Annotated in this window: 19 protein-coding genes; 5 read left to right on the top strand and 14 right to left on the bottom strand. The window is 66.1% G+C overall.

The features are described from left to right. Positions 1 to 206 precede the first annotated feature (206 nt). The 3 genes from IPG14_RS18365 to IPG14_RS18355 form a co-directional block, all read right to left on the bottom strand. Positions 207 to 722 carry a hypothetical protein gene (locus tag IPG14_RS18365; protein WP_343392779.1) on the bottom strand — a complete coding sequence of 172 codons (516 nt, stop codon included), beginning with the start codon at positions 720 to 722 and terminating at the stop codon, positions 207 to 209. 127 nt (positions 723 to 849) lie between these two features. After that, positions 850 to 2,748 (bottom strand): S9 family peptidase, encoded by a 1,899-nt coding sequence (locus IPG14_RS18360; RefSeq protein WP_343392778.1) that lies wholly within the window; start codon positions 2,746 to 2,748, stop codon positions 850 to 852. Between the two features lie 167 nt (positions 2,749 to 2,915). After that, positions 2,916 to 3,671, bottom strand: coding sequence for an alpha/beta fold hydrolase (locus IPG14_RS18355; RefSeq protein WP_343385516.1), 756 nt, complete (start codon positions 3,669 to 3,671; stop codon positions 2,916 to 2,918). Between the two features lie 180 nt (positions 3,672 to 3,851). Between IPG14_RS18355 and IPG14_RS18350 the strand changes: the two genes are divergently transcribed. Next, positions 3,852 to 4,589: an SGNH/GDSL hydrolase family protein gene (locus IPG14_RS18350; RefSeq protein WP_343392777.1), complete on the top strand. Its 738-nt coding sequence runs from the start codon at positions 3,852 to 3,854 to the stop codon at positions 4,587 to 4,589. Positions 4,590 to 4,602: 13 nt separating this feature from the next. On the opposite strand, the gene IPG14_RS18345 is transcribed toward IPG14_RS18350, so the two are convergent. From IPG14_RS18345 to IPG14_RS18335, 3 genes are all read right to left on the bottom strand, one after another. Then, positions 4,603 to 5,559 (bottom strand): transketolase C-terminal domain-containing protein, encoded by a 957-nt coding sequence (locus IPG14_RS18345; RefSeq protein ID WP_343392776.1) that lies wholly within the window; start codon positions 5,557 to 5,559, stop codon positions 4,603 to 4,605. After that, on the bottom strand, positions 5,556 to 6,398 hold the full coding sequence (locus IPG14_RS18340) for a transketolase (protein ID WP_343385519.1): 843 nt from the start codon (positions 6,396 to 6,398) through the stop codon (positions 5,556 to 5,558). The genes IPG14_RS18345 and IPG14_RS18340 overlap by 4 nt, the downstream gene beginning before the upstream one ends. A gap of 151 nt (positions 6,399 to 6,549) precedes the next feature. Then, on the bottom strand, positions 6,550 to 7,230 hold the full coding sequence (locus IPG14_RS18335) for a helix-turn-helix domain-containing protein (RefSeq protein WP_343388343.1): 681 nt from the start codon (positions 7,228 to 7,230) through the stop codon (positions 6,550 to 6,552). A 193-nt stretch (positions 7,231 to 7,423) separates the two neighbouring features. Here IPG14_RS18335 and IPG14_RS18330 point away from each other — a divergent pair, with 193 nt between their 5' ends. Further along, the gene (locus tag IPG14_RS18330) at positions 7,424 to 7,624 is read left to right on the top strand and encodes a hypothetical protein (protein ID WP_343385521.1); all 201 of its coding nucleotides are present in this window, start codon (positions 7,424 to 7,426) and stop codon (positions 7,622 to 7,624) included. Between the two features lie 108 nt (positions 7,625 to 7,732). Here IPG14_RS18330 and IPG14_RS18325 read toward each other — a convergent pair whose 3' ends face one another. The 4 genes from IPG14_RS18325 to IPG14_RS18310 all read right to left on the bottom strand — a co-directional run bounded on the left by IPG14_RS18325 (position 7,733) and on the right by IPG14_RS18310 (position 10,413). Then, on the bottom strand, positions 7,733 to 8,677 hold the full coding sequence (locus tag IPG14_RS18325) for a serine hydrolase (protein WP_343392775.1): 945 nt from the start codon (positions 8,675 to 8,677) through the stop codon (positions 7,733 to 7,735). 90 nt (positions 8,678 to 8,767) lie between these two features. Beyond that, positions 8,768 to 9,178, bottom strand: coding sequence for an RDD family protein (locus tag IPG14_RS18320; RefSeq protein ID WP_343388345.1), 411 nt, complete (start codon positions 9,176 to 9,178; stop codon positions 8,768 to 8,770). Positions 9,179 to 9,232: 54 nt separating this feature from the next. Further along, positions 9,233 to 9,586: a CoA transferase gene (locus tag IPG14_RS18315; RefSeq protein WP_343392774.1), complete on the bottom strand. Its 354-nt coding sequence runs from the start codon at positions 9,584 to 9,586 to the stop codon at positions 9,233 to 9,235. Further along, positions 9,586 to 10,413, bottom strand: coding sequence for a CoA transferase (locus IPG14_RS18310; RefSeq protein WP_343392773.1), 828 nt, complete (start codon positions 10,411 to 10,413; stop codon positions 9,586 to 9,588). The genes IPG14_RS18315 and IPG14_RS18310 overlap by 1 nt, the downstream gene beginning before the upstream one ends. 83 nt (positions 10,414 to 10,496) lie before the next feature. Here IPG14_RS18310 and IPG14_RS18305 point away from each other — a divergent pair, with 83 nt between their 5' ends. Both IPG14_RS18305 and IPG14_RS18300 read left to right on the top strand, forming a co-directional pair. Further along, on the top strand, positions 10,497 to 10,811 hold the full coding sequence (locus IPG14_RS18305) for an MGMT family protein (RefSeq protein WP_343392772.1): 315 nt from the start codon (positions 10,497 to 10,499) through the stop codon (positions 10,809 to 10,811). Further along, positions 10,812 to 11,606 carry an RHS repeat-associated core domain-containing protein gene (locus IPG14_RS18300; protein ID WP_343392771.1) on the top strand — a complete coding sequence of 265 codons (795 nt, stop codon included), beginning with the start codon at positions 10,812 to 10,814 and terminating at the stop codon, positions 11,604 to 11,606. It abuts the gene before it with no gap. A gap of 776 nt (positions 11,607 to 12,382) precedes the next feature. Here the strand turns inward: IPG14_RS18300 and IPG14_RS18295 are convergent. Genes IPG14_RS18295 through galK form a run of 3 tightly spaced genes read right to left on the bottom strand, consistent with a single transcriptional unit; the run spans position 12,383 to position 16,631 of the window. After that, positions 12,383 to 14,626 carry an alpha-galactosidase gene (locus tag IPG14_RS18295; RefSeq protein ID WP_343392770.1) on the bottom strand — a complete coding sequence of 748 codons (2,244 nt, stop codon included), beginning with the start codon at positions 14,624 to 14,626 and terminating at the stop codon, positions 12,383 to 12,385. Positions 14,627 to 14,664: 38 nt separating this feature from the next. Further along, positions 14,665 to 15,390, bottom strand: a complete 726-nt coding sequence (locus IPG14_RS18290; protein WP_343392769.1) for a nucleotidyltransferase family protein — start codon at positions 15,388 to 15,390, stop codon at positions 14,665 to 14,667. Continuing rightward, positions 15,387 to 16,631 carry a galactokinase gene (galK, locus tag IPG14_RS18285; protein ID WP_343392768.1) on the bottom strand — a complete coding sequence of 415 codons (1,245 nt, stop codon included), beginning with the start codon at positions 16,629 to 16,631 and terminating at the stop codon, positions 15,387 to 15,389. The genes IPG14_RS18290 and galK overlap by 4 nt, the downstream gene beginning before the upstream one ends. 273 nt (positions 16,632 to 16,904) lie before the next feature. Here galK and IPG14_RS18280 point away from each other — a divergent pair, with 273 nt between their 5' ends. Then, complete coding sequence (locus IPG14_RS18280; RefSeq protein WP_343392767.1) at positions 16,905 to 17,609, top strand: HAD family hydrolase; 705 nt, start codon at positions 16,905 to 16,907, stop codon at positions 17,607 to 17,609. A gap of 7 nt (positions 17,610 to 17,616) precedes the next feature. Here the strand turns inward: IPG14_RS18280 and IPG14_RS18275 are convergent, their stop codons facing one another. Next, complete coding sequence (locus tag IPG14_RS18275; RefSeq protein ID WP_343392766.1) at positions 17,617 to 18,378, bottom strand: GNAT family N-acetyltransferase; 762 nt, start codon at positions 18,376 to 18,378, stop codon at positions 17,617 to 17,619.

Genomic DNA, 18,378 nt, shown 5'->3' with positions numbered 1-18,378 from the left:
AGGCGACGCCCGCAAGAGGCCCGGTTGTATCGGAGGGCATCCGTCCACCGGCCTGTCAGGGCGAACTTCCACTTCCCGGCGGTCGCCAGACAGCGGCGCGATCCTAGCATCCACGGCAGTCATTCGGGCGCGGGCCGCACGAGGCCGGCGACTTGCACGGTGTGGAAGAGCGGGGAGACGACGGACCGCCGCCGGGTGCGGGCCTTTTAGAAGCCCGGGCAGTTCCGCCCGCTCGGGCAGGCGTACTTCATCAGCGCCCCGCCAGCTTCGCGCGCTCGACTCTCCAGTCGTTCGAACTCTGCGGCCTTGCCTCCGACGACGATATCCACGGCCTTCGTGGCGCGCTCGTGGAGGGCATCGTGGGCTTCCTTCGCGAGTTCTTCGGCTTCGCTGTTGGGAGCTGAGTCCTCCAGCTCTCCGAACTCCTCGTCGACGTACTCGCCCCACGCCTTCGCGGCCGTGTTCCAAGAAGTGAACTCGGGCAACTTCTTTTCGCAGGCGGTATCGCCGGACTTGCACTTCGCCTTCGCCGCACTGCTCCATGCGTCTCCGGCGTCCACATAGGCGCCGTATCGCTCCGCCTCGCCGGCGAGTGTCCGCGATGCGGTTTCCTTCCAGGCGGTAAGGTCGGCCTTCGGCGCCGAGTCACTGTCGTCATCGCCTCCACATCCCACCAGACCGATGAGTGCGATGGCCGCAAGGCCGAACAATGACACGCGCATGGCACTTCCCTCTCCAGAATTGTCGGCGCTGCGCCGTCCCACCTGCAGCCCGGCACGAAGAGCTGGTCGCCGTCCTGTGCCTGACCGGCGGCCTCTCGCCCGCAAACAACGGTGGTAGGAACTACAGCTAGGCGAACAGGACGTGCGTCTTCAAGAAGGCTTCGACTGACTTGTAGAACGCGTCGATTGTCTCCTGCTTGCGCCAGCCGTGACCTTCTCCGGGGTAGAGGTGGTACTCGTGCGGGACCCCGCGAGCCTTGAGCGAGGACACAATGCTATCGCTCTGCTCGCGCGGGACCACCCGGTCTATCTCTCCCTGGAAGACGGCGATGGGGTCGACGATCTTGCCGGCGTGGAAGATAGGGGAACGCTCGCGGTAGACGGCCGCAGCTTCGGGCAGCGGGCCGAGCATCGAATCGAGGTAGCGGGCTTCGAACTTATGCGTATCGGCGGCGAGAGTGAACATGTTGGCGACGCCGAACATGCAGATTCCCGCCTTGTAGAAGCCCGGGACCTCCACCAGCGACTGGAGGACGGTGTAGCCGCCGGCACTTCCACCCATGATGACGAGGCGAGAGGGGTCGGCCATTCCACGGTCGGCGAGGGCATCGGCGCCGAACTTCGCATCCTGGACATCGTAGATGCCCCAGCTTTCGCGCAGCTTCAGCATGTAGTCACGGCCGTAGCCGGTGCTCCCACGGTAGTTCGGGAAGAGCACGGCGTAGCCGCGTGTGGCGAAGTACTGGGCCTGGGCGGCCCACCCGGCGACCACCTGGCTGGTGGGCCCTCCGTGGATGATGACGATGAGGGGCGGCGCGCCGGTCCCCTCGAAGCCTTCGCTCGCCGGGGGATAGTAGAGCCCATGCGCATGTTCCCCATCGAAGGACTTCCAGGAGACCGGTTCGGGGGTGGAGAGGGCTGAAGCGGGGACGGTCTCGGTATCGGAGCGGCGGATGATTGCGTGGGCAGGCGGCTTGCCCGCGAGATCGAAGACGACGACACGGCCGGGCTGCTTCCCGCCCGCTACGAGCAGCGCGACCTTTTCGCCGGTGGGTGCAGCCGCGGGCGTGCTCAGGGCTGTGTAGCCCGGATGGAGCTGGCCGAGATCCGTGGCCTCGCCGGAGGGCGAGATGGCTACCAGTGTCCCGTACCCGGCTCGCTGGCGGACTCCGAGAACGGTGCCCGAGGGGGTCTGAGCGAAGGTCCTCATGCCATGGCTCCAGGCGGGCGTGCCGTGTTCGAACTCCCCGGTTGTGAGTTGGGCCACCTTCCCCCCGGCCAGGTCCTTCCGGTAGATGTGGCCCCACCCGGTCTCGTCCGAGACGTAAAGGACGGAGTTGCCGTCAGTCGAGAACATCCCCTGGAAGACAGAAACCTGGGAGTTGCCGGCGACGACCTCGGTTGCGGCGACGACGGGTAGCCCGTCTTCGGGGAAAGCGAGCGTCGCAACGCGGAGCTCGGTACCGTCCCAGGGCATGTTGGGGTGATCCCATTCGACCCAGCAGAGACGGTCGCCGGCGGGGTGCCAGGCAGGCTGCATGTAAAAGTCGCGGCCCTCTCCAATACGCTGGGGCCAGCGCTTGCCCTGGGAATCGACGATGGCGACGGCGTCGACATCTTCATAATTGTGGATATAGGCGACCCAGCGGCCGTCGGGGGAGACGACCGGCGTCGAAGCAGCGCCGAAGGCGGGGGTAATCGGCCGGGCTCGGCCGCCAGCGATTTCCTGGCGGTAGATGCGCTGGTCCGCCTGTCCGATGAAGTAGGCAGCGCCATGAGAAAGGGTGAAATCCCCGCCGCCGTACCCAACGAAGGCTCGGACGGAGATATCGGAAGTGAGGTCGCGCGTTGAACTGTCCTGGGCGCCCTGGACGACGATGACTCCCTTGTCCGAGCGGCCTTCGACCCAGGCAAGAGTCTGGCCATCGCTATCCCAGCAGGGTTCGGAAAGACGAATGCCTGCGGCGATGGCCGAGGAGGTGATGGGACTGGGCCAGAGGCCGAACATGCGTTGTTGTCGGGACATAGGAGTACTCCAGGTTCGGTATGCAGCGCGCGAGTATGCGCTCGGAAGCCGGACGACCGGCGCCCGGCCCGAAGATACTCGCAGAGGGCCGGAGCCTGCCGCAACGGAGCGGAGGAGTCGGCCGCCGGCGAAGTCCGGGCTACCCGCCCGCGGCGTGCTGGACGTTCCTACAGAGTCGCCAGGAACTTCTCGACTTCTGCATTGAAGGCGGCCGGCTGGTCTAAGTTCGCTGCGTGGCCGGCCGCCGGGATCGTCACCTTCTTCGAGCCAGGGATCTTCTTCGCCATGTAGTCAGTCGCGCCGAGGAATGGCTGATCGTCCTCGCCAACGAGGACCAGCGTCGGCACGGCGATGCCTTCGAGCGATTCGATGATGCGGGAGTCGAACTGGGCGAGCATCCCGCGGGCGGCGTGGGCCAAGCCCTGGGCCGAACGGTGCTGCGAGACACGCACCTCGGCGCTCGCGCCCAGCGCATCGAGGCCCCGTGTTTCGAAGGTGTGGGCCCGCTTCATTGCGGTGACGTTCCAGCCCTCACGGCCGACGGGGTTCTTATAGCCGGGGCCTGTATCGAACAGCATCAGCGCCCGGACCATCGACGGGTGGGCGAGGTTGAAAGCGAGCGACATGTAGCCGCCGAGCGAGAGCCCACCGATGACGGCATTTTCGATCCCGAGGTGCTGGAGGATGGCGGCCATGTCATCGACGGTCGCGGCTTCGGAGTAGGCCGTCGGTTCGTCCGGAGAATCTGACTGACCATGGCCGCGCATGTCCCAGGTGATGATGCGGTAGCGATCCTGGAGGGCTTCCACCTGGCCGGTCCACATGCGGGTCGTGGAGCTGTAGCCGTGGCTGAGGAGGATGGCCGGTCCGGTGCCATGATCTTCGTAGTAGATGTTCACGCCGTCACGGTTGATGGTGGGCAAGGGCAGGTCCTCCGCTGGGTTGTAAGGCGGGATTCTACGTGCTTACCGGGACTGAAACAGGCGCAGGCTGCAGGGGCTGGTGAACCGAAGCCCGAGCGGTACGGCTGAGAGCTAAAGCGCGGAGGTTGCCGTGGGAGGATTTTCGCGAGAACGTGAACCTCATCGGAAGGTGCCCTGCCAATGCGACTGCTTCGCCTGACGAACAGCAACGACTACAACGACGAGATCCCGGAGCTCCTGCGCGGGGAGGCCATCACGCGGCGGCTGGTGGCAGAGGCAATCGGCGAAGAGGTGGAGACGGTTTCCCGTGCGTTTTGGCCGAGCTCGAAGCTCCCGGCGAAGGTCGCCGGATGGCTCGATGAGTACGAACCGGACATGGTCTTTATCCGCTGCGCCGCCTACTGGGTCTCGTTCGAGTCGGTGCCGCTGCGCATCGACCGCACGCTGGGGCGGCTGGGACGGTGGCCGGCGGCCGTGGGCAAACGGCTGGGCAGCGAGCCAACGGTCGCCTCAAACCGGGCGGCAGTCTGGGTCCGGCGCAGGCTCGTGCGGGCCATCGGGGGCGACACGTACTTCACTCCTGGCGAGGCAACCAGGCACGTCGAAGCTGTCCTCCGGGTCATCCTGGCGAAGGAATCGACGATCGCCGTCGTCCGGGGCCCGGGCCATGCCCACAACACCGCAGGTACGGCGCGCGGCCAGCGACGGGCACTGGCGCGGAACGGTGAATTCGACGAACAACTTGCCGCACTGTGCGCCAGGTTGCGGGTGACCTACGTATCAGCCAGGCCAGCTGCAGCGGTGGCGGAGTCGCTGGGGCGCGATGACGTACACAGTACGGCCGCCGGCCAGAGGGCTTTCGCCGAACTCGAGTCGCCGGTGATCGCGAAGGCATGGGAAGACGCGAGACGGGTGTGAGAGCGGGCCTCGCCTACCGCTTCCGGGCGATAGCGTCTTTCGCAGCCGCCGCCAGGCGGCCGGGGGTGAGTTCGAAGTAGCCGAGCAGCTCGTCCCACTTGCCGCTGGTCCCGTACCGGTCCACGCCGACAAACGCAACGGGCGTCGGGAGTGTCTCGGCGAGGACGCGTGCGACCTGAGTGCCAAGGCCGCCATGCGTCTGGTGCTCTTCGGCGGTGACGATGGCGCCAGTTTCGCGCGCGGCGGCGAGGACGGCATCGCGATCGATCGGTTTGATCGTCGCCATATCGATAACGCGGGCGGAGATCCCATCGGCAGCGAGCTGGGCGGCCGCATCGAGGGCGATGCCGACGAGGATGCCGCAGGCGATCAGGGTCACGTCGCTACCTGGCCGGAGGACGTTGGCCCTGCCGATTTCGAAGCGAAACGAGCGATCGTAGATGGCAGCGACCTTCGGGCGGCCGGTACGCACGTAGGACGGGCGCGTTGTCTTTCCCACGGCAATGATCGCCTGGCGGGCGGACTCGAAGTCTGCTGGGACGATCACGTCAAACGGGATGAGCGACGTCATGAGGGCGAGGTCTTCAATCGCCTGGGCGCTGGCGCCGTCTTCGCCGACCGTGACGCCACCGTGGCTGGCGACGCAGTTCACATTCAGCCCGCCCTTCGGCTGGGCAACGGACGTCCGGATCTGGTCGAAACACCGGCCGGGGAGGAACGAGGCGAAACTGGCGATGAAGGCGGTCTTGCCGGTTGCCGCGTATCCGGCGCCGATGCCGACCATGTTCGCTTCCGCAATGCCGACGGAGTGCCAGCGCTCGGGGTATTTCTCGCCGAACTGGTATCCCATGGTTGATGCCGAGAGATCGGCGTCGAGGGCGACGACATCGATGCCCTGTTCAACGAGTTCGGAGAGGGCGACCGGGTAGGCTTCGCGCGTGGCCGCAGCTGGAGCGGTGGGAGCGGTCACTTCAGGCCTCCGGCGATCTCTTCGAGGGCTTGAGCGAGCTGGTCCTTCGTCGGCGCCTTGCCGTGGAAACTCGGGTTGTTTTCCATATAGCTGACGCCTTTGCCCTTCACCGTGTAGGCCACGACGACGCGCGGTTTCTCATGCGGTCGCTCGGCCTCCGAAAGTGCCTGGTCGACGGCGGCCATGTCGTGGCCATCGCACTCGATGACGTGCCAGCCGAAGCCGCGCCACATTTCGGGCGGATGGATTTTCATGATGTTGTCGCCGAAGCCGTCGTTCTGGATCCCGTTCCGGTCGACCATGGCGATGATGCGGTCGCCGAGATCGAAGTGGGGGACGGCCATCGCGGCTTCCCAGACCTGGCCCTCGTTGAGCTCCCCATCGCCCATCATGACCCAGCAACGGAAGTCGCGCCGGTCGAGCCGGCCGGAGAGCGCGTGGCCGATGGCGAACGAGAGGCCCTGGCCGAGGGAGCCACTCGACATCTCGATCCCGGGCGCCGCGGACATCGACGGGTGGCCCTGGAGGGGGCTGCCGAGAGTGCGGAACTTCGCGAGGAGCTCGGTGCTGAAGTAGCCGCGCTCGGCGAGCAGGCTGTAGTAGAAGGGCGTCGCGTGGCCCTTCGAGAGGATGAAGCGATCACGGTCCGGCCAGCCGGGATTGGCCGGGTCACAGCGGAGGTGGTTCCAGAACAGGGAGACGCCGAGTTCGACGGCCGAGAGTGAGCCGCCCGGGTGTCCGCTCTGGGCCTGGTAGACCATTTCGACGATGTGGGCGCGGAGGCGTTTCGCCACATCCTTGAGCTCGGCGACGGAAACGGGTGCGAGTGTGGTGGGCATCGTGGGTAAGAATAGAGTGGGCCCGAATCCTGCGCGATTGGATCAGCCATGCGGGACGCGGGATTCACACTTGTCCGCCGTTATGATCAGCGACCGGAGCGGTTTCCCCGTGTCCGTCAGAGAGGAGCGAAAGGCCCATTCAGATGGGGAGTCAGTGGGTCTGGAAGCAAGCCTGGATGCTGAGCGCGGCTTCGGGCGAGCCGGTCAATTCGCCGACAGCTTCGGCAACGTCTTCGCCCCGGATGAAGCGGAAGAAACCCTGGGTGTTGGTCTTCAGGTGGACGTCCGCGCCGGGGGCGCCGTGACGGCGGGGGTGAAGGTGGCCATCGTGGATATCCAGGGTCCAGGTATTGCAATCGCTGCAGTCGGAGATTTCGACAGTCATGCGGGCGGCGAGGTCTGCGGCTGTCTCGGGCCGGAACGAGAACGTCGGGATCACGCGCATCGCGAAATCGTGGCTTACCGAATGGCCGATCTTGTCTTCGGTGAGCGGCTCCGCGAAACAACGGCCCCAGTCCAACAAAGCCAAAAGGACGGGCCTGACGGCCCATCCTTTATCGGTAAGGGTGTACTCCACGCGAGGGGGGAGACCCTTGAAGTAGCTACGGTTGACGAGTCCTTCGGCTTCGAGGCGCTTGAGCCGATCGGAGAGAACGTTGGGCGACATGCCGGAACAACTCTCGAGGATGTCGTTATACCGTTGGAGACCGGCCATGAGGTCGCGGAGGATGAGCAGGGTCCAGCGATCGCCGAGGACGTCCAGGGTTTGGGCGATGACGCACGGGAGGTTGTACGTCTTCCTGGCTGGGTCAAGGTCGCTGCGCTGGGCCATGGGCTGGCTCCCGTATTGATAGTGTTAAGAAGCTGCAGGACGCTAGTACCAAGACTATTGACACGATAGCGCCGGATGCTATTATTTCGCTACGGCCCGCCACTAGCGAAAAGCTAGTGCCGCAGGTCACTGAAAACAAGCGTAGATGACTTCGCGAAGGCGAGTCAACAAACGGAAAGGATGGTCACCAACCATGGCACTCGCCACCAGCACCGCAACTTCTCCGGCGGCCTCCACGGAACAGCACTTTCACCGCTGGCGAATCGATGAGCCGAACGGCCAGTTGAGCATTGGAACCTGCAAGACGTGCGGCGCCACGAAGGAATTCAAGAACTGGCTGAGCGACGGCGACTTCATCACGAATGAAGAGCATCGCATCGCCGCCGCCGCCTAATTCAGCCTCTTTCCTGGGGCGGCCCCTCTCCACCGCTTCCAGGGCATCCCCCATACCGCCGCCACCGTCCCACAGGTGGCGGCGGTTTTGCGTGTGCGGCCGGGGCGGTCAGACGGGGAGCGCAGGGGCAACCGCGTCCCAGAGGTCGAGTGTCGGCTGATACTCGTCGTTCGTTTCGCCGAGCGTGACGACCACCATTTCATGGTCGGGAATGACCATGATGAGCTTGCCGCGCGCGCCCTGGGCGGTGTAGACGTTTTCCGGGGCCCCGGGAATGCGCTTGCCATCGCGCGCGGTGGGCGGACTCTTGGGGTCTCGCCAGGTCCCTCCGCCCTTGTTGAGCCACCAGAGATAGCCGTAGGCGGTGTTCGCTTCAGGGAATGGAGGCTCAAGGGCCGCATCGACGAAAGACTCGTCCAGGAGTTGTTCCTGGCGCCACTTCCCCTTTCGCAACCAGAGCAGCCCGAGGCGGGCGAGGTCCCGGTGGGTCGCCCGGAGCACTGGGAGTGGGCCTCGGTTGCCGATCTGCATCCAGCCCTTCTCGTTGCGCGGCCAATCGAGGGTGAGTCCCAGCGGAGCCGCGAGATCCTCATCGAAGAACCTTGCAGGAGACTTGCCGGTCGCCAGCCAGAGGATGTTCGGCAGGCTGTTCAGGATCGGCCCGCTGGTATAGCGGTAGGTGTTCGCCTCCGGCGACCCACCGGCCGTCATCGCGAGGACATGCTCGATGGTCGCGCCTTCCTTGATGTGCGGATGGTGCACCGGGAGCCAGTCACTCACCTTCTCTTTCACGTCCAGGAGGCCGCGCTTCTGAGCGATTCCCACGAGCGTGGCGCCGAACCCCTTGGTAATCGAGAAGACCGGGCGCCTGGTCGCCTCATCGCCCTCGTAGTACGTCTCGTGGACGATGACGCCATCCTTGACCACCAGGAATCCGTACCGCTTGTCGATCTTGCCGACGGCAGCCGCGGCCCTCTGGAGCAGGCCCGGATCGAGACCGTGAGCCGCCGGGGCCTCCGTGGCCCACTGGGCGCCGGGGAATACGAGCGTCATGTGTTCGCCTTCGCGGACGTGGAGAGTCGTGGCTCGCCCGCGAGCGAACTGTACCGGGACACTGCGGGGGCCTGCCAGCGCGGCCGGGCGCTAAGCAGCCACCACGCTGGTCTTCGCGACGATGTCGCCGATGCGCTTGTTATCAGGCCGCACGGCGGCGCAGATGAATCCGACGAGGTAGAAGATGGGCAACCCATCGACGATACGGAGGACGTTGCGCAGGATGACTGCACCGATGGTGAGCGGTCCAGAATCGCTGACGACCTTGAGTCCCATCGCCTTCTTGCCGGGTGTCGCGCCCAGGTAGAACTCGGCGGCGATGTAGTAACCGATGACGAGCAGGAAGTAGACGAGGGCGGGGAGGCCATCGAGATTGGCGGAGAACGAGGCGCCGTCCGATGTGTCGGACTCGGCGTCTCCGAAGACGGCAGACATCAGGAAGAAGACGACTGCCAGGATGACGATATCGATGATGGCGGCGACGACGCGTTTGCCGAGCATCTAACCCTCCCGCGGAGCCCCGCGCTGGCCGGCACGATACGGAGAGCGGCCGAATCAGACCAGTCCTTTCGCCTTGAGACCCTCCAACTCGGCGGGCTGCATCCCGAGCAGGCCGAGGAGGATCTCCTCGTTGTGTTCGCCGAGGAGCGGTGCGCGGTGGGCGACGCGTCCTGGCGTGGCGGTGAGGACGGGGACGACGCCGGGCTGGAGAAGGTGGCCATAGTCGGCTGATTCCACGGAGAGGACCTGGTGACGGTCGGCGAAGTGCGGGTCGCCGACGATGTCCTCCATGAGGTAGACCTTCGTCGCGGGCACTCCGAACTGATCGAGGGTGGCCTGGCATTCGGCGAGCGGGCGCTGGCCCACCCATTCCCCGAGGATGGCGTGGATGGCAGCGTGGTTCTGCATCAGGTTCGTCCGGGGGCGAATCGCGGGTCATGCACGAGTTCGGGCTGCCCGATCGCTTCGCAGAGCTTGCTGAACGCACGCGGAGTGGTCGCGTTGATGACGAGGAAGTGGCCATCGGAGGTTTCGAACTGCTCGGCGGGGACGACGCCGGGCATGTAGTTGCCGGAGCGCTCGCGGTCCTTGCCCTGGAGCCCGTAGCTGGCGATGTGGGTGCCGCTCATGCGCCAGACCGCTTCGTAGAGCGCCATGTCGACGTCCTGGCCCTTGCCGGTCTGGTCGCGCGCGCGGAGGGCGAGCATCGCCCCGAAGGCGGCGAACATGCCGGCGCCATAGTCCGCGACGAAGTACGCCGGGCGCACGGGCGGACGGTCGGGATAGCCAGTCAGGCCGGTGATGCCGGCGAAGGCCAGGGCGACGCGGTCGAAGCCGGCGCGGTCCTTGTAGGGCCCGGTCTGTCCGTAGCCGCTGATGCGCACGGTGACGAGTCCGGGGTTCGTTTCGCGGAGGGTATCGGGGGCGAAGCCCCACTTCTCGAGTGCGCCCGGGCGGTTGTTATCGACCAGTACATCGGCCCTGTCGGCGAGGCGGCGGAAGACGGCGGCGCCTTCCGGCCTGGTGATGTCGAGGGTGATCGCTTTCTGTCCGCGGTTGTCCTGGGCGAAGGAGACGCTGCCGCGGTTCGATTCGCCGGTGACGGGTGGTTCGATCTTGATTACTTCGGCCCCGAATTCGGCGAAGAGGGTGGAACAGAACGGCGCGGCGAGGATCTGGCCGGTGGTGATGACGCGGATCCCGGTGAGGGGCAGGATGGGTTCGGGTGTGGTCATAGTGGCGGAAATGATACGGCCGGCGGAGGTTGGCCGTTGGTGGGCAGTGGTTGGTAAGCGTGCGCCGTCGGAGGATCCGCGGCGTGGATGAGACGTTCTATGAGCGGGTGTACGGCTACGTGACGCAGGTACCCGCGGGACGTGTGGTCACCTACGGGCAGGTCGCGCTCGAACTCGGGGCCCCGGCAGCGGCCCGGGCGGTTGGCTACGCCCTCCACAACCTCCCCGGCACGAGCGGCGTGCCCTGGTGGCGGGTGGTGAATGTGCGCGGCGGCATTAGTCATGGCAACCGCGGTCCGGCTGCGGACTTCCAACGTCAACGGCTGGAGACAGAGGGAGTGCGGTTCGACCTGGAGGGGAAGATCCGGTTGCGGGAGTACCGGTGGGTGGGGGAGTAGGTGGCAACCGCCATTCGAACCTTGCCCGAGTCTGTCACCGACTGGAACTCGAACTCCACCACGTATTCGTATGATGATGCGGGCAGGATGACGAGCACCACGCTTCCCTCCGGCACCGGCATTGTCTCGAGCTACGTCGACGGCCTGGGCTCGACGATGGCGGTCGTCGACAGCTCCGGCAACAGCCAGAAGTCCTACACCTACGATGTCTACGGCGAAGCCACGCCGAGCGGTGGGCTGGCGAGTGAGTTCGACTTCGCCGGCCAGCAGACCGACGGCACGGGCCTGCAGTACCTGCGGGCCCGGTACTACGACCCCGAGACCGGGGTGTTCCTGAGCCGCGATCCGCTCGCCCTTGATCAATCCTGGACCGAGTCCAATTTCGGCTACGCCGCCGCTGCGCCCTCCAACTTCGGAGACCCGAGCGGTCTCACGCACTTCGCGGAAGAATCCAGTGGTGGGAAGCAGCCGGGTCCTGGCGCAGGCGCCGGTGGAAAGGGCTCGGTGGCCGCGCCGAGAGTGCCTGTCAATGACCCACACCGGCTGATCCATATCTTCCAACCCAAGCACAAACGGACCCGCATTAAACTCAGTCAGGAGAAGATAATCGAGCTCTTAGAACGAACCGCGAAGAATCCCGGGAACAAGATTCGTAGCCGAGGGAGCGGGCATGGAGACGGCGAATTTGTCGAAGAATTCATTGGGGAATACAACGGCGTTAGATTCCAGGTCAACACCTATGAGAATCAGGCCACGGGACAGTGGATTGTCACTGATGCATGGGTGCTCCCGTAATGGGCGACTCATCCTCAACCTACGCGCTTTTTCGCAGCTTGGTGGAGCATGGCGACCTCGTCGGAGCGCGCGAATTCGCCCACCAGAGGAGCCGCGAGGCATTGGACGGAACCGAAGTAGCGTACTGGCTCCTCCAAGGAGCGTTCGCATGGTTCTTGGACAAAGCGGAGTGGGGCTTCGGGGGCCTAGAAGCATTTCGTACCGCGCAACTTGCGGCCCCTCACGACTCGTTCGCCCTGTTCTGGTTCGCCTACGCGGAGTGGGCATTAAAAGGCTGGACTCCCGCTTCCGTCGGTCAGTTCCGCGAAGCCGAACGGGGACTTGTGAGGCCATACGCGGCACTCGTTCTCGGCCGAAGGCACTACGGTCTGAAGGAATTCGGAATCGCAGACTCGAAGTTCAAAGAAGTCCTAGCCCTAGTTCCGAACTTTTGGGCGCCGCGTTCGACCTGATGCGAACGTGCTGCGGTCAGGGGACGTGCCACGGGCAGTAGCAGCCGCGAACGTGATCCTCGCGGTTTCGCCGTTCGAGGGAGACGCGGTTCGGCGTTATGAACGGGTACGTGAACGACGTCTTCACGATGAGTTCGCAACGGCTGGATATCTGTAACGAGGCCGCACAACTCCTGGCCATCCCCTGCCGAGACTGGCCCAAGTTGACCTGAGTCTGACGGCTCACCCGAGTCTAACCATGCAGAATGGTCTCAACTCCTCCAGGAGTTCAATCCTCGAACCAGGTGACCTACGGCTACGACAACGCGAACCGACTCACATCTGTCACCGACTGGAACTCGAATTCCACCACGTATTCGTATGATGATGCAGGCAGGATGACGAGCACCACGCTTCCTTCCGGCACAGGCATTGTTTCGAGTCCGGCGCGGCTGGGCGGGCGCGGGGGCCGGCCCCCCGCCCGCCCGCTACGTCGACGGCCTGGGCTCGACGATGGCGATCGTCGACAGCTCGGGCAACAGCCAGAAGTCCTACACCTACGATGTCTACGGCGAAGCGACGCCGAGCGGTGGCCTGAGCAATCGTCCCGTGGAGCACCCAGAGTCGTGACACGTCCCTCTGCCCGCTAATCGAACCAGCGCATCTCGCCGGGGGCGAGGTCGACTTCCCAGGCCTGGCCGCGGTTCTGGATCGCGATGACTCGCGGCAGAGCCGCGTCGTTGCGAACCTGGAGGCGGCCCGAGACCTGACGGGCAAAGAGGTCCTTCCGGGTGAGGCCGGCCGAGTCGCCGACGACGCGGGGGGGGTCTTGCCGGGGGCCGAGACCTGCCAGAGCGTGCCTTCGTGGGCACGCAGGAAGACATCGCCCATCGGGAGCAGGCGGGCGTTCCAGACATCGAATGCGACCTCGCCGGGGCGGAGGATTTCGGTCCAGGGCACCCACTCGGCGGTGTCGTCCCAGTTCAGGACGCCGATCAGCGAACGGCCCTCACCGAGGTCGGCTCGCCAGACGCGCGGGACCGGACCATCGGAGGGGTCGACCGGGCGGGCCGCGACTCCGGCCGGCGGGAAGAGGGCAAGTGCCATCTCGCGCCGCTGTGGGTTGAGCTTCGGCAGGTCGTCGCTGGCGACGACCATTCCACCGCTGAGGGCGATGCCAGTGGCAAGAAAGCGAGTCTCGGCCTCATCGAGCGACGTGTCGGTATCGCGCACGATGAGGCAGTCCGGGTCGTTCGCCCACCAGCGCATGTGCATCCAATTCCGCTGCAGGGTGAGGCGCATGGCATGCTTCACCGAGGGGTGCGGGCCATCGGCCCAGACCTCTTTCACGTCCGGGCCGACGCGCATCGCATCGACGAGGCCGACGGCGGGAGCGAAATGGCAGGTGCAGCCGAGGATGAATGTCTCGTCACCGGCCTCTTCGCGAATGATCTCGAGCCCGCGGCGAAGGTTGGCCGGGGCAGTCGTGCCGGGTGTGTGATAGCGGACCAGCGTGGATGACACGGCGGCGAAGCTCAGAGCGTCGAGCTTGAGGTACCCGTAGCCCCAGTCGCGCACGGTGGTGCGAATGGTGTTGCGCAGCCAGGCTTCGGCCTCGGGGTGCGTGCAATCGAGGACAGCGCACCGGCCGAGCCATGTCTGCACGTACAGCATCTGCCCGTCGAGCGTCTTCAGCACCATGTCCGGGTGTTCGCGCAAGGCGGCGGAGTGCTCGTTGAGGACGAAGGGTGCGAGCCAGAGCCCGGGCGTGTAGCCGGCGGCGCGGACCTCGTCCGCGAGGGCCTTCATGCCGGAAGGGAACTTCTCGTTCGGAATGAGCCAGTCGCCGGTGTGCGACTGGAAGCCGTCGTCGATCTGGACGAATTCGGCAGGGTGCATCTCGCGCACCATGTCCGAGAGGTTGGCGAGCACATCGGCCTCGCTGACGCGGTTGTAGAAGTAGTACCAGCTGCACCAGCCGGTCGGGACACGGGCGGGCACGCGGGCCTGCATCGCTTCGGCCACCTCATCGGCGTACCGCTCCACCAGGTCGAGGGCGTTGCCCCCGGCGATGAAGAGGAGCGGGGGCAAGACCAGCCGCTCGCCGGGGGCGAGTTCCACGGCTTCGAGATCGAATCGGAGGGCGATGCCCTGGATGCGCGTCTCAGCGGCGTCGAGGGTGTATTCGATCGAAAAGAAGAAGCGGTCGCCGCGGAGCGAGCCTACGAGGAGCACAGATGGCTGCTGCGAAAGGATCGAGAGCGCACCGACTTCGCGAGAGACGTAGGTACGGGTCTCGCCCGCATCGCGGAGGAAGCGACCGTCGTAGCCGGGCGGTGAGTCTTCACCGAAGTTCCGGACGAGCGCGTCCATCTGCATATAGCGGCCGTGGAGCCAGGCCCAGTTGCCAGTCGCGGGCGCATCGAGTTCGCCCGCGACGCCGACCTCGCCAGGCACGACCGCAACGCCGGAGTTGTTGACCACGGTGAGTTGCAGCCGCCCGGTGGCCGCATCGAACGCCGTCTCGAGGGTGAGACCGGGGGGCAGGTCAATCGGATTCAGCCAGAGGTCCCAGGGAAGGTTCAACATGCAGGGACAGGGTACAGGCTGCAGGGGCAACGGACGCTCTATCCGCCGAAGTGCAGCCGTGCCGCGGCCAGGCTCTCGGGCGTGCCCGCATCGAACCACGGCCCTGCGATGGGCACGGCACGGATTCGGCCGCCCGCCGCGATGAACGCCGCAATTGCGCCCGGGAGTTCGTACTCACCGCGTGACGAAGGCTGCAGGGCCGCAACGAAACCCCATATCTCCGGCGGCAGGACGGAGAGCCCGGCGTTGTTCCAGCGGGTGTTCGACGTTCCTTTCGGAGGCTTCTCGACGATCCGGGTGACCGCCCAGTCATCATCGACCTCCACCGCGGCTCCGGCGTGGGGGTCATCGACCTCGTTCACGGCCAGGGAGGCTCCCGTAGGACCGGCCGCAGCGATGACGCGGTCGTAGTTCGCGGCATCGACGACGATGTCGCCCCAGCCCACGAAGAAAGACGAGTCGCCGACATCGGACCGGGCGAGAGCCAGTGCCCGCGCGGTGCCATCGAGCACCGCCTGGCGGACATAGCGGATGTGGACACCCCAGCGACGGCCGTCGCCGGTGGCCTGTTCGAGGGATTCGGCGGCGTGGCCGGAAACAATCGTGAATCGATCGACTCCGGCATTCGCGAGGCCGCCGATGATCCGGTGCAGCATCGGTTGGCCGCCGACTTCGAGCATGGCCTTCGGGAAGTCCTGTGTGAGTGGGCCAAGCCGGGCGCCCCGCCCTGCAGCGAGCAAGACGGCGGAGGTGACCGCGTTCATGCGAACGAGAGCCCGTCCGAGGCTGTCACTTCGAATGCCGGCCCGCCGGTGGCGGCGACCGCGGCTTCGACCACCGCCTGTACCTTTGCCGGCGGACAGGCGGCGACGGCGTAACCGCCGAAACCGGCGCCGGTCAGCCGTGCGCCGAACGCCCCGGACTTGCGCATCGCCGCGGCCACCTTGTCCAGCGCCGGAGTGCTGCAGCGACAGTCGTTGCGGAGACTGTCGTGGGATTCGTTCAAGAGCCTGCCAAACGTCTTGAGGTCTCCCGCGGCGAGGGCTACTTCAGCAGCATCGACCCGCTCGGCCTCGGAAAGCACGTGCTGCGCATACCGCTTCACCGGCACCTTGCGGGCGGAATCGAAATGGCTGGTGGCGAACTGGATGACGCGTTCGACGTTCGCCTCGACGGCGTTCGCGGCGTTCCGGGGAGCCATCTGGTCGGGCAACTCGACAACCATCACGCCGGCGGCGTCGATGCCGGCCACGTTGCCGAGGAGTGGCGTGCCTTCGAGCTCCACGCCCAGCATGTCCGCCAGCATGAGGGCGGCGATGCGGGTGCCGACCACGCGCTCGTTGTAGGCATCACGCACGGAGCCGCCCTTCGGGGCATCCTGGCCGGAATATGCAACAACGAACGCGAGGCCTTCGGGCAGCGGCACGTAGCGGACCGCCGGTGGGAGGAACTCGATGCGAAGGGCGTTGCCGGCTCGGCCGAGGGCGATCGCCTGCTGGTCCATACCGCCGGTCTCTGCGCCGGCATGGCGCTCGGCCGTGGTCGCGAGCCGCGCCGCCTCGACAGGTTCGAGGGGGCTGCCCCAGGCTGCCGCGAGTGCCGAGATCACTCCAACGGTGAGTGCGCTCGAGGAACTGAGCCCACCGCCGGCCGGCAGGTCGCCATCGATGAACAGGTTCGCGCCCCTTCCGGGAGCCACGGCCGCAAGTTCATGGAGGGCACCGGAGAGGTACTGATGCCACGGCTCGGACTGGTGACGAGGCGCCGACCGGGCGATCTCCGCCTGCGACGGGAACGCCGTCGAAGTCGCTCGCAGGACACCGTCGGCGGTGGGCGCCGCTGCGATGAATGTGGCCCTGTCGATGGCGATTGGGAGCACCGGCAGGCCGCAGTAGTCTGTGTGCTCACCGATCAGGTTTACCCTGCCGGGCGCACGCACGACGACCGAGGGTTCGCCGCCGAAACGGCCACCGAAACCTGCGCGGATGCTTTCTGCGGAAACCACATTCCTCAGAGTAGCAGCGCCGCCAGTACGAACGCGCCGCGCGATCGCGGTGGTGCCGCCGGGGCGTGCTGTAGAATCGCGGCATGCCTCGAACTGAGCCCCGGCTCCCAGGCTTGGGCGACTCCTACTTGGGCGGAGAGCCGGTGCGGGCGCAGCGAGCGCAGCCGTGACCGGGCCTTCGAGGCCCGCGTCCTCTTCACGCGACAACCGGCCGACCACGCCTTCCGGGCCAGCGACATCCACGCAGACATCACCGCCAGATCACTCGCCCCGATGAGCGTGCGCGCTGTCCTCTTCGACGTCGGCGGCCCGATTGATACCGAGGTGCTCCACGAGGCCCTGGTCGATGCGCACCTGATCCGCGCGCTGCTCTCCGTCGGTGTGAACGCGAGCGAACCGGCCTTCGAGGCCGCGAACACCTGGGCCGTCCAGTCCTACGCCCCGGATGCGTACGCGGCCATACTCTGGCGGCTCTGCCGGGGAGACCGGTTGCGCGCCCGTGAGGCCCAGCGGCTGTTTGCGGAGTCGTCGGTGGAGCGTCGCGAAACCAGGGGTGGGCTCGAGCTTCGACCAGGTATCGAGGCGCTGCTGACGAGCCTTCACCAGCGAGGAGTGCTTCTTGGGCTGGCCGCCAACCAACCGGCCCAGGCCCTCGACGACCTGGATCGCCTGGGACTCGGCCGGTACTTCTCCCACCGCGAAGTCAGTGGTCACCACGGTTACCGGAAGCCGGATACGCGGCTGTTTCTTCGGGCGTGCGAAGACCTGGACGTTGCCCCGGAGCAGTGCATCATGGTTGGCGACCGGATCGACAACGACATCTTCCCGGCCCGTGCACTGGGCATGGCGACGGTCCTCTTCCGCACCGGGAGGCATATGGAACAGCAACCCCGGTCGCTCCAGGAGGTCCCGGACGCGGAGGTCCACTCTGTTTCGGAGCTGGTGACGGCGCTCGACCAGCTCATCGCCAGCCACTGAGCGGCCGCTAGACACCCGGGCGATGAAACGTCCGGTAGGGCGAGACGACGCGGAAGCCCATGCGTGCGTAGATGGGCTGGCCCATCTCCGAGGACTGGAGAGCCGCCATGTCGCAGCCGTAGGCGGCGCCGCGTTCGATGCCGTGCCAGGTCATCGCTTCGCCGAAGCCGCGCTTTCGGAACTCCTGCGCCGTCGCGACGTTGTGGATGCCGGCCACGCGGCCCCCGAACGCCAGGGTCGAACTCGCGGCGGGCTGGCCATCCGCGTACCCGACGTAGCTCTCGACCTCCGGGGCGCGCGTGAGGTCCGCCGTCACGAAAGCCTCGACCATCGCCATTGGAATCTCGTAGCCGGCGGAGATCACGGCACGGAAGTCATGAAGCGCCGGGCCGCTATCGACGAGGCGGATATCGAGGCCGGCGGGCGGCGCCGGGACGCTCATGCTGGTAGAAGCCATACCCGGGACGGTATCGCTGTAAGGCATGCCAAGGCGTTCGCAGGCTGCTTCGCTCGCGCGGTCAAGACCCTCGCGGATGCGCACGATGAAGGGTTCGCGACGTGAATCGAAGAATGCCATGGCCGAAGCGATCTGGTCCTCCGGGGCGCTGAGCGGGCGCGTCACGAATGCGAGGTTCATGAACGCAACCGGCAGGCCACTGGAAACGCAGAGCAGGCCAGAGGACTCGCGCACCGCCCCTCCGGCGGCGCACCTGCCAAAGGCACGCCAGGCCTGGAAGTAACTCTCGTCGGCACGGTCCACGATATTCAT

The organism is Candidatus Amarobacter glycogenicus (assembly GCF_016704105.1).
Taxonomy (GTDB): domain Bacteria; phylum Chloroflexota; class Dehalococcoidia; order Tepidiformales; family Tepidiformaceae; genus Amarobacter; species Amarobacter glycogenicus.
Note: the sequence above shows the minus strand (reverse complement) of the source record. Positions and strands in the feature narration are given on the sequence as shown.

What these genes read in the sequence shown, in the direction of transcription:
- IPG14_RS18330 (WP_343385521.1), top strand. Translation starts at nt 7,424, where the DNA reads ATGGCACTCGCCACCAGCACCGCAACTTCTCCGGCGGCCTCCACGGAA.
- IPG14_RS18340 (WP_343385519.1), bottom strand. Translation starts at nt 6,398, where the DNA reads ATGCCCACCACACTCGCACCCGTTTCCGTCGCCGAGCTCAAGGATGTG.
- IPG14_RS18325 (WP_343392775.1), bottom strand. Translation starts at nt 8,677, where the DNA reads ATGACGCTCGTATTCCCCGGCGCCCAGTGGGCCACGGAGGCCCCGGCG.
- IPG14_RS18295 (WP_343392770.1), bottom strand. Translation starts at nt 14,626, where the DNA reads ATGTTGAACCTTCCCTGGGACCTCTGGCTGAATCCGATTGACCTGCCC.
- IPG14_RS18280 (WP_343392767.1), top strand. Translation starts at nt 16,905, where the DNA reads ATGAGCGTGCGCGCTGTCCTCTTCGACGTCGGCGGCCCGATTGATACC.
- IPG14_RS18360 (WP_343392778.1), bottom strand. Translation starts at nt 2,748, where the DNA reads ATGTCCCGACAACAACGCATGTTCGGCCTCTGGCCCAGTCCCATCACC.
- IPG14_RS18335 (WP_343388343.1), bottom strand. Translation starts at nt 7,230, where the DNA reads ATGGCCCAGCGCAGCGACCTTGACCCAGCCAGGAAGACGTACAACCTC.
- IPG14_RS18365 (WP_343392779.1), bottom strand. Translation starts at nt 722, where the DNA reads ATGCGCGTGTCATTGTTCGGCCTTGCGGCCATCGCACTCATCGGTCTG.
- IPG14_RS18290 (WP_343392769.1), bottom strand. Translation starts at nt 15,390, where the DNA reads ATGAACGCGGTCACCTCCGCCGTCTTGCTCGCTGCAGGGCGGGGCGCC.
- IPG14_RS18310 (WP_343392773.1), bottom strand. Translation starts at nt 10,413, where the DNA reads ATGACCACACCCGAACCCATCCTGCCCCTCACCGGGATCCGCGTCATC.
- IPG14_RS18320 (WP_343388345.1), bottom strand. Translation starts at nt 9,178, where the DNA reads ATGCTCGGCAAACGCGTCGTCGCCGCCATCATCGATATCGTCATCCTG.
- IPG14_RS18315 (WP_343392774.1), bottom strand. Translation starts at nt 9,586, where the DNA reads ATGCAGAACCACGCTGCCATCCACGCCATCCTCGGGGAATGGGTGGGC.
- IPG14_RS18350 (WP_343392777.1), top strand. Translation starts at nt 3,852, where the DNA reads ATGCGACTGCTTCGCCTGACGAACAGCAACGACTACAACGACGAGATC.
- IPG14_RS18275 (WP_343392766.1), bottom strand. Translation starts at nt 18,378, where the DNA reads ATGAATATCGTGGACCGTGCCGACGAGAGTTACTTCCAGGCCTGGCGT.